Origin of the sequence: Pollutimonas bauzanensis, assembly GCF_900129885.1 — a bacterium.
GTDB lineage: Bacteria > Pseudomonadota > Gammaproteobacteria > Burkholderiales > Burkholderiaceae_B > Pollutimonas > Pollutimonas bauzanensis.
The window spans coordinates 1-10,208 of record NZ_FQXE01000032.1 but is presented as its reverse complement, the minus strand read 5'-3'; the positions used below and the strand labels follow the sequence as shown (position 1 = coordinate 10,208).

The window sequence follows — 10,208 nt, the reverse complement described above, 5'->3', positions numbered from 1 at the left end:
ACCCTTCGGACGCGAGGAAGCAAATTTATTCTTTAACGTGGTCGCCAAGCGCTATGAACGCGCCAGCATTATCTTGACCAGCAATCTGCCCTTCGGGCAGTGGTCTTCAGCGTTCGCCGACGACCAGACCTTAACGGCTGCCATGCTCGATCGCCTGCTGCACCACGCGCATATTGTTCAGATCGCCGGAGAAAGTTACCGGCTTAAAGATAAACGCAAAGCCGGCCAGGTGAAGGCAAAAGCTTAAGAAAATTGGAGGCCCGGGTGGGTCAGTTTTACTCCGGCCGAAAAGCCGGAAAGTGGGTCAGTTTTAAACCGGCGTTGACACCTTCGAACTTCAGGCGAAGAAGCTGGCGAGTGTCTCGCTCGTAAAGGGATTCGGCGCGAAGAAAATCTTCGCCTGTAAGCTTCTGTGCATACCTTCCAATCAGCGATTCCCGAAACGCTTTGTCATGCTGAAACTGCAGGATCAGACGTTCTCGGAAGATTTCGAAAGAGCTGACGCCGCAGCTGATTTCTTTGCCGGTGATGACTTTTTGTCTTTCGATTCCTTGCTGGATTTTGAAGACTCACCTTTGCTTTTCTTCTCGTCTTTAGACACGTTGGCCACCTTTCGGAGTATGCCGGTATACGCGCATTGCCTGTGTGGTTATCCACAAGCTGATCATTAGGCGAGCGCGTCCAAAAGCGGTTCAAATTTTTTCTGCGTCGAGGTGGGCTTTGGGTGATGCACCGATAGGTACTAAGGGGTGGACATTCTAAATAGATCATCAGCTATGTCTCAGAGTCCAAGGCTGACCGATTGGAATTGTGAACGACAGCTTATGGCCGGTAGCAAACATACGCGGATGCCCGCTTCCGATTCAGAGCCGCCGATGGACGAATTATCGACCGCGAACGCGGTGAGTGAGTGTACAAACTTTAGACTCATCAGTGGCTGCAATTTCTCCAAAGGAATGCCGTCTGGCTCTTCAAAAAAATAAAATTCCGCACTTAAGAGCTTCTAATCTGAGTGGCGAACAGCAAATCTTACGCATTGAAAAAACTCGGCGGAAGGGGATTTGTACTCAATCCTTTCACTTAATGCTCTGGCGACCGATTTGGACTCCTTAAAAATAAGCGCTGCTACGCCTTGAGGCCAATCAAAAGCGATTTGAGTCAGATCAAATTCTAATGCATTAATCGAAACTTCGATGCCTGAGCAGCCAATTTGACACGGGCGCCTGGACACCCATCGATCAGTGGCAGCCACAAATAAATGGGCTACATCCACGAACGTCTCAACATCAGGTTCAACCGGAAGTATGTAATCGTGCTCAACCGCATTGCGTTGCGCATTCAATCGGTCTAGCACTCGAGGAGCAACGAGCCCACACTCGCGGATATACTTTATCAGCGCTGGGAAGGTTCTAAGGTTCTTTAGATCTACTGCACCGAACCCCAAGCAAAGGTCCTCGAGACGTAAATGCAGAGCTTTTTTGGCGTTAGAAAGCGCATTGACCAGATGTCGGGAAGTCTTCCCATCTACCAAATCAAGGGCAGCGAATGAAAGGTAGTCCGCAGCAGACAGGGGTTCTGTGCGAACTTCCATCCAATTCCACATATCCACCTCTGCGGTGTCATCGGACAAAAGCGATAAGTCAAACTGAGTCATGAGTGTCATGTGATATGGTGTAGTAGCGCAATTTAGCAGGCGATTTTAGACTATATAGAATCAATGTCGAATGGCCGCTTCTGGCCGCAAGCGGATCTATCGCCTCTCCCCTCTCCTTGAGTCCACTGTGAGTATGCGTCGGCGCTTTCAGGCAGACTCAAGCACGCGCATTTCAATGTGGATCCCAGCCGCAGCTGGCCATATTTACTAGCGTATCAAGACCAAAAACGTTGATCTTTCCGCGCATCAGATCAGAGACTCGCACAGGGAAGAAAGTATTTTTTCTCTATCCCTGCAAGAATCCCCAACTCGTCAGTTAGGGCTCCTTCTGCGGTCATGATCGTACCAGGATAGGCCAATTCGCCAAGATGCAAGCAAAGTGAAATGGCCTTCTCTAGGTACCAAGCAGCCAGTGCGCTCAAGAAGCGAGTGTCGTCGCCAGGTTTCACTTTGTTTTGATGAGAAAAGCTACCCTAGCAGATACAGCATAAATATCGAAGAGTCTTGATTCGACGAGGTTTGAATTTCGACTCAACCAACTCATTACCTGCGGTGGTGGGAGTGGCCTTGTTATTTGCGCCCCCGATAGCTCAGGGACCAGTAACGGAAGAACTGTAGGCAGCGAATTCGTGAAAGCCTCGATGCTCTCGTCCACTACATCAGTATTGGGTTCGTGATGGTCTAAGGCCGTTGTGCGTATTGGTAGCCACGCTATTACAGTTTGGAGTGGTGAATAGATGACATTTCGGCTAAGACAGTTCCCGATTCGGGCTCAGGCCGTCAACCTACCGGATGGGTTTTGACCTTACCACTCAGCGCCAAAGATGCGCGCAGTGTGTCGTTGATACGAGTCTGCCAGCCATCACCGCTGGCGCATAATGCGGCCAACACGTCAGCATCCAGACGCAGCTTCACAGCCTCTTTCGTCACAGCCTGAGTGCTTCCCTGGGGGCGCCCCCGACGCTTGGTGATCTGTTCCGGCGTATGTATCTGGGCGAACCGGCCCGCCTTGGCCTCGACCAGCGCTTCGCGCAGTCCAGGCAGCGCCTGGCCAGCGTCGGCCTCAATGGCGGCCGTTACCTTGTCCACATCCAGTCTCTTCAAGGTCTTCATGGTCAACTCCGCTTAATGTCCTTGGCTTTCACATTGGTCCGTGTGGCCTTGGTGTAGATCATTACCAACAGTACGATTTCGTCATCGACCAGATGGAAGTAGATCACCCTTGCACCGCCGCGTTTACCCATGCCTGAGCGCGACCAACGCACCTTGCGCGCACCGTCAGCGCCTGGAATCACGTCGCCAGCATCTGGATGCTCAGCGATCCAGGAGATGAAAGCGAAGCGCTCATCGTTCCTCGCTTGGTGCCTACTATTGGCCGAAAGCGGATCTATCGCCTCTCCATGAGTCTAATGTGAGTACGCGTCGGCGCCGTCAGGCAGGTTCAAGCACGCGCATCTCAATATGGAGCCCGGCTGCAGTGGCCATATTTACCAGCGCATCGAGACCAAAAACATTGATTTTTCCACGCATCAGATCAGAGACGCGAGGCTGGGTCACGCCAAAAAGCTTGGCAGCGTCGGCCTGGCTCATCTTGACGCGAGTGATATGTTGCTTCAGAGCTGTCATGAGGACTGAACGAAGCTTCATGTTTTCCGCTACTTCCTGGGTGTCCTCGATGGCATCCCAGATGCTGGTAAATCGTTGCTTGCTCATTTGCTTAACTCCTGCAATAGGTCCCGATAACGCTTCGAGGCCAGATCTATATCCGCCTTGCTGGTTTTCTCCGTCCTTTTCTGAAAGCAGTGGATCACATAGACAGCATCGGCGAACTTGGCAACATAGACGACCCTGAAGGCGCCAGCACTATCTCGAACGCGGATTTCTCTGACGCCCTGGCCAACTGTGTTCATGGGCTTCCAGTCATCCGGATCCAAACCGTTCTGAACCTGATCGATCTGGTGACCAGCTTCGCGCTTGGCAGAAGGCGGGAAAGCGCGAAAATCGTCAAGCGAGCTTCCGAGGAACTCGACAGGCTTAAGCGGGGACATGTGTGATTTATACAATATTTTGTATGTTCTGGCAAGTCCAATGCCGCCGTTTATTGGCATATTGGCTGCTGCCTCAATAATATGTAGCGGTGCGATAAACCACCCGCGCAGTGAAAATCTTTTCCCTTGTTGATCATACCGGCGCGGTGCCGATACCTTCAGCCGTACCCTCAGCGGCCAGATCGAATACTGGGTTCGCCTGCGCCAACCCGTCGAGTCCGTCCCGGGATTCGACATAGATCGGGTGCGGGCCGCGCTCAACGGTCAACTCGATGTCCGACTGCTTTCCCGCAATGAACTGATGGCCTTCGAGGAAAGCCTGGGCAACGCTTTGGCTACCCCATCGGCAAAATCCACTCAGGACATGAAAACCCTGCGCGATGCGGGCGGTGCCGTTGGCTACGACGAACAGGGTCATTTGATTCGCACACTACCCGGGGGGCGGCGTTGAAGTCCTCGAAGACCCCAACGAAGGAGGGATGGCGACCAAATGAATTCTTATTCAGCTCTAGTTCATGGAATGTGTAAGTGGCCAGGCCTTATCCGTAAATAGCGATTTTTCGATAGATAGAGCAGTTGGGTGGCGCTGCTTTCGACCCTAAGCCGCCGACGCTGGCAGGCCTCTCTCAGAACGACCACACCGCCTGTCGCCGCTCCAGGTGCACGCTGCAACCGCCTTTTCCTGATTTCTGATACATTTCATTTCAGGAGGAGTGGCGATGAAATTCGAAGTGTTCGGCCCGTACTTTCTAAATACGAGGACTATCATAAAGAAAGAACACGTGATAACGATGCGCGAGGTAATCGCAGCGAGCGAATATGGCGGCGTTCTCTCAACGGCCCCTGGTTGCTATATATTTGGGATAAAACCCTCCGGCGCACAGCGAATCATCCCATGGTACGTTGGCAAAGCAGAGCGACAGCCTGTCATGAAAGAGGCCACGAACGATCAACACCTGCAGTTGTACAACGAGATATTCGACGGCTACAAGAACGGTAATCCGGTCCTGTACTTTCTCCCATCGACCACGCCCAAGGGCAGAGCAACGACATTGGCCAAAGCTGGTGGGAAAAAGCCAGCGATTGAGTTCCTAGAGGATTGGTTGATCGCTGCGTGTCTGAAAACAAATCCCGGACTCTGGAACATAAAGAAGACTCGTTTGTTGAGGGATCTGTACGTTAGAGGAATTTTCAATCCATCGCAGGGGGATTTAAACTCGTCCGCCGCTTCGTTCAAGAAGTGCATCGGAGTCTAAACGAAGTGATCTGGTGCCCGTTATTGGCCGTGCAGCCGTGCTTCGCGGTCGACCGCTGCCGACCCAAAGCGGTCAATTACAGCTTAACTTCCACCCCCATTAATGGGGATGGAAGTTAAGCTGGGGCGCTGCCACTTTCTGGTGCTGAAACGGGCCAAGTCACTAAGCTGTACTGAATACCTCTGCGGTTGAACTCAGCCTGCATCCACTGAACAAGTTTCATGACCAGTTGCACAACAACCAAGAGGACCTTTTTCTTCATATCAGTTGAAGACCACTCGTGGCGGATCTCCTGCGGACGACCGAACTGATCATGGCCCTGAGCATATATGTGATATTCCTCGCACGGGAGCATGGGTGGCTCTGAGTGGAGAGCGTTAACTTTATCCTTAATGCTATTCAACCTGGATTCTTCAAGAGCGTATTTTCGCCTGTGCGAGTAACGGTTTCTTATTTCATTGAACCGATCAAGGATTTCTTCATACTCCGAAGCAAGGCCCAAATTTCGCGCAACGATTAACTTAGTTTTGAACGGCACAAACGTGCCAGCGAATAGGTCTTCTGTATTGGTAACTCGATTGCACCAAATATTCAGGAACTCTTCCAGAATCATGTGTGCCCGAAGAACCACGCTCACCTCGTCGAGTGAGTTGAACATGATCAGATAGTCTTGAGTGTCAAACACGCGTGCGAAATCGCCGCCGACACCTACATGCGTTTCCGGGGATGGGGTCAATGAAGGATTGCTCATATGATTTCTAACTACAAATTGGCGACATAACGCAAGCTAAGGCTTGTTGCCTCACACAGATTTAGCCTAATCCGAATCATTGGGAAGAAAACGCATGTGTAAGTTTAGGAAGATCTAAAATTTTTCGGATAGGCGGATTGTCCGCTTCCTGGCCGCGAGCCGCCGCTCGTGGTGGGCAGTTTCCGACCCGAAGCTGCCACCCGACCTATAAGTTGATAGCGGAAAATTAATCTAAATGACAAGTCTGAAGTGAACGAAACACCTCATAGAATTCAACTGGAACAAATTGTGGGAAATCCCGCATTATCTTTCTAATTAAATCATGCTTGAGGTCGTTCTCGCCGCGAAATCTGTTCAATGGCTTAAATGTAAGCTTTGCAAGTTCTTCAAGGTCATGGCCATTTATATTGAAGTACCAGTCCTCATGATGAAGTTTGCTTCCGTCAAGATAGGTTGCCATGATAAAGTCGCGAGAGGTGGGGATATTTGCATTTTCCCGCAGCTCGTCAACCACATATTTGGCTAGTTTCTGACGATCTGGCAAACTTAATTCACCAAGCATCGGATAACTAATGCGTGAGCTCAAACCAATTTTCTCTGGCGAAATTAAAGACTCCCTTAGAAGATATAGTGCCAATAGAAAAGGGTCCAGAATAAGGTTTTCGAGGCTATAGCGCCTTCCTTTCGCTATTACCTTCACAAAATCTCCACAAGTACGCTTGCCATCCCAATCAATAACGCCAAAGACGGTTCCATTGCCATTCTTTCGCATTAGCGAGACGATTTCCTGTACCTGTTCACTGCTACCTGAACCTCCTGCTCCAGATGAGATGAAGTTTAAAGATATATCATTTTCTAATCGATCTTTGAGCAGTTCATAAATTGAACTATAGTTCTTCGCATCGTGCTTGCTCTCGACAAAAACCTGGATTCGATTCTCATACTTTATACTTAATGCCGGGATCCCTGCCGTTAATGTCTTTATGCATCTATCTTTCGTCTGTTTTGAAAGTCTCCCAGCCTCTTTTGACATTACATACAGATTTTCTTCTTGGGCAAGTGCCACAGTAGATGGCGAGTGTGTTGTCATTATGACCTTAATGCCTCGTCGAGAAACAAAAACCTCATTAAGAACGTCTAACAACTTGCCAGCCATGGACGGATGCAAGTGACAGTCAGGTTCATCCAGCAATAACACTTCAGGATATTCACTGTCGTCTTCTGCTGTGTATAAAGCTAACGATAAAGCCATAATTACCTTTTCACCAGACGATAATTCAGAAAAACTGATTTCAACACCAGAACTTTGATTAATCAGCTTAGCGGTAAATCGATCGTCGCGACCTTGCCCTTCGGGTGTTGTGAACTGGTACCCCATATTGGCTGAGGCTAGTATCTCGTTTGCCAGAATCCACGGTGGTTCGCCATGCTTAGCAACGAACTCTGTAGGTGAAAGTGCTTCAATATCAGGCCTGTTTTTTTTCTCTTTTAGATAGCATTTGTAATCATTATCTTCAAGGTGGATGTGGTAGACCTTGAAAACTCGTGACAAATCCATTTGAAAAAGGTCTGGCGATGCGAATTGCTTAACCTTCTTAGGCGCCACATAGTCAGGCGGCACGTGCTGTAATATCTCGGAGCGAGTGATATAGCCAAGATCTTGCTCGCTGCCCTTTTTCCCTGATTTAAGAATTTGCCGGATTATATGTTTTTCGTCATTAGAAAAATAAGACTCGAAGTTATAGGTCGACTGAGGGAAGTTTTTTTTGTGGTAATTGAAACTAGTTATTTTCTGCTCAGTTTCAATACAGAAGCGCTCAAGATCACTACCATAAAACGTTGTGGAGGAGATGGCGCCGAGGCCATCCGAAAGTGTTTTTATTTTAGTAAGTACCTTTTCGCCATCCTCGAGCACCGTCTTTTTTGAGGTAATTGACTGGAGTAATTGCGATTTTCCCGCACCATTCAACCCAGTCAATATAACAAAGTTAGGCAGATCAATTTCGTTCAAATATTTTATTGATTTATATTCTGTGTTTAGTTTTATTTTCATAAAAAAATTGATTTAATCTCACTCAGTTCTAACCGTCCCCGCGCCATGCGTAGGCAAATTTTAATAAGAGTGCTCAGTTGAGGGGCTTTTATTTTGAATTATATGGGAAGTCTTCAGATGTTATTTACCTGTGTAATAAAGCCAATCGTGATGCGCTTAGACACAATTTCGATTTCGAGTGTCCGCTTTTGGCCGATTGTAGCCAAAACCCAATGGCCGAGCCCGACCCTAAGCGGCCCTTCGTTGTGCTTTACCGGTTAATTGGACACAGTCAAAGGCGGCTATCCGCTCGCTGGAGGTGGCTGGCGGATTCGTTAAAGCGCAGAAGGCTCCGCCAAATCGACTGGAAGCTTTTTCTTCATATGCAATATTACGCTTTGGACAATAGCAGAGAACTGTGCACTAGCTCCCGATTCGTTGCGTTCAAGATCTTCGAGGATTGCTCTCTTTGCTGCCAAGGGAAGGTCGTGCCGGAAAAGCGTATCAAAAATACCCATAATCCGCTTAATTGTCTCACCTCTCATTTCAACCAATGCGGCTCGGTTGAGATCCAGCAAATGGATACTGCTTACTCCTTCTGCTGTACCCAATGAAAATGCCATCGCGCCATAAAAGCAAATATGCTCCTCCGGTCGCTTATTATAAGGATCAATGATATTTTCTATATAAGGATCACGATTAGATTTGTTTTGGTTGCAAATTTCACACGCGAGCGTCAAATTATCCCATTGAAACTGTTTTGAGGGATCAAGTGATTTTGGGTAGATATGCTCCACATCGCCATGGTGAATGTGTTTGAGTTTACTTTCACAATAGGCACACTTTCCAGCGGTCTCCATTTCCAGCGCCGCTTTAATGTCTTTATTTCTGTACCGAGTTTTCTCCGCTTGCGTCGGCTCGACGCCAGAAGCGATTTTCCCTAGTAATGTTGCTGTCCACGCTGCGCCATTGTCCACGAGGGTCTTCGGTGGGGGGGATTTTGTCAGCTTTATCATTATTATCGCTCTGCCGCCATTTTCAACGCTTCGGGATAATATTCACTCAGCCCCGCCTCGGACAAATCTTTCCTTAAGTCGACCAATCCTTCAGATGTGATGCTACGAATATCTAGTTGATTTGTAATTCGCCGTAAATCCTCCTCAGCCCATTGAGGGAGTGTGACTGGAACTCCTAATACGTCGCGTAAGATTTCATTGGCAGTTGCAGCGCGTGTGTCTAGGTCTAATTCGACAGAAGAAACCCTAGACGTAATGAACTCACCCGTTTCAACGGCACCGTCTGCGCTTTCATATCTCAAGGCGTGGACAATGCTATCTTTGACGGAGGAGACCATAAACGGGCTATGAGTCGCAACAATGAACTGCGCACGCGGAAACGCTGTGGAGAGCCTGCTCAGCAGGCTCCGCTGCATCGACGGATGGAGGTGATTCTCAGGCTCATCAAGAAGCACCGTAAAGTCGTCTTTATTATGAGAGTACAAAAATATTTGCCACCCTAGATCGATTAGTGACATCAAGCCGCCGGAGGCAGCGTCGATCATAAACTCTCCAGAATGGGTAACCAGCACAACATCGGGAATCCGTACACTGATATCTTGGAATCCGATTGATGGCGGAAGGATTTCTGACAATATTTTTTTAAAGTTCAAAAATAATTTTTCGAGAGACTCATCTTTCTCTACATATTGATTTCCCGCCCCAAACATCGCCATCGAAATCAAAGTCTCTTTCATCCGATAAGTCGGCGAAAATTGGGTATAGCCGTTGTTGTAACGTTGCATCACTTCACCAAAATATGCTTGATACGCTTGCTCAGCATTTATGGCATTAGTGGGAATGGCGCTAATTGCTTGATAATTTTGCATCGGCCTATGTGAATTGATACTTAGGCCGTGCAGTTGCGCTTGCCCCCTAATTTCGACGGTATAGGAGGCTGCCCCGTTGTCCGGTACAAGTAACGACGCAGACAAACCGTTGTTATATGCGATCGTGTAATGACCCAGCAGAATCTGCTCAGTTTATGCGGCTAATGCAAATGCCTCGGCCGGGGTTTTCATGGCCAACGCCTGGTGGGGTCGCCGGTGGTTGTAAAAGCGAATCCAGTCACCAATGACACGGCTGGCATGCTGTATGGATTCGAAGCGGTGCCGATGGGCACATTGCTCTTTAAGCGTTCTGATCACTCGCTCGACCATGCCGTTTTGCTGTGGACAGTGCGGCGTAATGAATTCTTGGCGGAGCCCATAGCTGCGCACCAGCGCCGTGTAGCTACGAGAGGTAAAAACCAGCCCATTGTCCGACCGTAGCAAGAATGGCGCGGGAACACGGCCTAACGTACCGAATCGAGCGATCAAGGCATGTTCGAGCGCACTGCTTGCGGTCGTTGCCTTACCACTGCGAGACAAATGCCAGCCCAACAGTTCACGGGTATGGCAGTCGATCACCAG

The 10,208-nt window shown here is 48.9% G+C and carries 13 protein-coding genes and 1 pseudogene; 4 read left to right on the top strand and 10 right to left on the bottom strand.

The window, feature by feature from the left end:
• On the top strand, nucleotides 1-247 hold a 247-nt coding region (locus BUB23_RS26220), incomplete at its 5' end, for an ATP-binding protein (protein ID WP_178372320.1).
• Nucleotides 248-452: 205 nt separating this feature from the next.
• Nucleotides 453-671, top strand: a complete 219-nt coding sequence (locus BUB23_RS27130; protein WP_178372406.1) for a hypothetical protein — start codon at nucleotides 453-455, stop codon at nucleotides 669-671.
• A 332-nt stretch (nucleotides 672-1,003) separates the two neighbouring features.
• On the opposite strand, the gene BUB23_RS26215 is transcribed toward BUB23_RS27130, so the two are convergent.
• From BUB23_RS26215 to BUB23_RS26190, 5 genes and pseudogenes are all read right to left on the bottom strand, one after another.
• The gene (locus BUB23_RS26215; RefSeq protein WP_073110353.1) at nucleotides 1,004-1,654 is read right to left on the bottom strand and encodes a hypothetical protein; all 651 of its coding nucleotides are present in this window, start codon (nucleotides 1,652-1,654) and stop codon (nucleotides 1,004-1,006) included.
• Nucleotides 1,655-1,801: 147 nt separating this feature from the next.
• A pseudogene (locus tag BUB23_RS27520) lies at nucleotides 1,802-1,916 on the bottom strand (XRE family transcriptional regulator); the annotation flags it as partial.
• A gap of 518 nt (nucleotides 1,917-2,434) precedes the next feature.
• The gene (locus BUB23_RS26205) at nucleotides 2,435-2,767 is read right to left on the bottom strand and encodes a BrnA antitoxin family protein (RefSeq protein ID WP_084136279.1); all 333 of its coding nucleotides are present in this window, start codon (nucleotides 2,765-2,767) and stop codon (nucleotides 2,435-2,437) included.
• 318 nt (nucleotides 2,768-3,085) lie between these two features.
• On the bottom strand, nucleotides 3,086-3,367 hold the full coding sequence (locus tag BUB23_RS26195; protein ID WP_073110344.1) for a helix-turn-helix domain-containing protein: 282 nt from the start codon (nucleotides 3,365-3,367) through the stop codon (nucleotides 3,086-3,088).
• Nucleotides 3,364-3,702, bottom strand: coding sequence for a type II toxin-antitoxin system RelE/ParE family toxin (locus tag BUB23_RS26190; protein ID WP_073110341.1), 339 nt, complete (start codon nucleotides 3,700-3,702; stop codon nucleotides 3,364-3,366). Before BUB23_RS26190 ends, BUB23_RS26195 begins: the two co-directional genes overlap by 4 nt.
• A gap of 181 nt (nucleotides 3,703-3,883) precedes the next feature.
• Here BUB23_RS26190 and BUB23_RS27905 point away from each other — a divergent pair, with 181 nt between their 5' ends.
• The gene (locus tag BUB23_RS27905; RefSeq protein ID WP_143161151.1) at nucleotides 3,884-4,153 is read left to right on the top strand and encodes a hypothetical protein; all 270 of its coding nucleotides are present in this window, start codon (nucleotides 3,884-3,886) and stop codon (nucleotides 4,151-4,153) included.
• A gap of 268 nt (nucleotides 4,154-4,421) precedes the next feature.
• Nucleotides 4,422-4,958, top strand: coding sequence for a hypothetical protein (locus BUB23_RS26180; protein WP_073110335.1), 537 nt, complete (start codon nucleotides 4,422-4,424; stop codon nucleotides 4,956-4,958).
• A 115-nt stretch (nucleotides 4,959-5,073) separates the two neighbouring features.
• On the opposite strand, the gene BUB23_RS26175 is transcribed toward BUB23_RS26180, so the two are convergent.
• The 5 genes from BUB23_RS26175 to BUB23_RS26155 all read right to left on the bottom strand — a co-directional run.
• Nucleotides 5,074-5,709 (bottom strand): hypothetical protein, encoded by a 636-nt coding sequence (locus BUB23_RS26175; RefSeq protein ID WP_073110332.1) that lies wholly within the window; start codon nucleotides 5,707-5,709, stop codon nucleotides 5,074-5,076.
• A 226-nt stretch (nucleotides 5,710-5,935) separates the two neighbouring features.
• A complete protein-coding gene (locus BUB23_RS26170) occupies nucleotides 5,936-7,762 on the bottom strand; it encodes an ATP-binding protein (RefSeq protein ID WP_073110329.1) in 1,827 nt (608 codons plus the stop codon).
• A 314-nt stretch (nucleotides 7,763-8,076) separates the two neighbouring features.
• Entirely contained in the window at nucleotides 8,077-8,757 is a 681-nt protein-coding gene (locus BUB23_RS26165; RefSeq protein ID WP_073110327.1) for an HNH endonuclease, read from the bottom strand.
• Between the two features lie 2 nt (nucleotides 8,758-8,759).
• Nucleotides 8,760-9,626 (bottom strand): AAA family ATPase, encoded by an 867-nt coding sequence (locus BUB23_RS26160; protein ID WP_073110324.1) that lies wholly within the window; start codon nucleotides 9,624-9,626, stop codon nucleotides 8,760-8,762.
• A gap of 153 nt (nucleotides 9,627-9,779) precedes the next feature.
• Nucleotides 9,780-10,208 (bottom strand): integrase core domain-containing protein (locus BUB23_RS26155; protein ID WP_143161059.1); only part of this gene is annotated, 429 nt, incomplete at its 5' end.

What these genes read in the sequence shown, in the direction of transcription:
- BUB23_RS27130 (WP_178372406.1), top strand. Translation starts at nt 453, where the DNA reads ATGCTGAAACTGCAGGATCAGACGTTCTCGGAAGATTTCGAAAGAGCT.
- BUB23_RS26195 (WP_073110344.1), bottom strand. Translation starts at nt 3,367, where the DNA reads ATGAGCAAGCAACGATTTACCAGCATCTGGGATGCCATCGAGGACACC.
- BUB23_RS26180 (WP_073110335.1), top strand. Translation starts at nt 4,422, where the DNA reads ATGAAATTCGAAGTGTTCGGCCCGTACTTTCTAAATACGAGGACTATC.
- BUB23_RS26175 (WP_073110332.1), bottom strand. Translation starts at nt 5,709, where the DNA reads ATGAGCAATCCTTCATTGACCCCATCCCCGGAAACGCATGTAGGTGTC.
- BUB23_RS26170 (WP_073110329.1), bottom strand. Translation starts at nt 7,762, where the DNA reads ATGAAAATAAAACTAAACACAGAATATAAATCAATAAAATATTTGAAC.
- BUB23_RS26215 (WP_073110353.1), bottom strand. Translation starts at nt 1,654, where the DNA reads ATGACTCAGTTTGACTTATCGCTTTTGTCCGATGACACCGCAGAGGTG.
- BUB23_RS26165 (WP_073110327.1), bottom strand. Translation starts at nt 8,757, where the DNA reads ATGATAAAGCTGACAAAATCCCCCCCACCGAAGACCCTCGTGGACAAT.
- BUB23_RS26205 (WP_084136279.1), bottom strand. Translation starts at nt 2,767, where the DNA reads ATGAAGACCTTGAAGAGACTGGATGTGGACAAGGTAACGGCCGCCATT.
- BUB23_RS26190 (WP_073110341.1), bottom strand. Translation starts at nt 3,702, where the DNA reads ATGTCCCCGCTTAAGCCTGTCGAGTTCCTCGGAAGCTCGCTTGACGAT.
- BUB23_RS26160 (WP_073110324.1), bottom strand. Translation starts at nt 9,626, where the DNA reads ATGCAAAATTATCAAGCAATTAGCGCCATTCCCACTAATGCCATAAAT.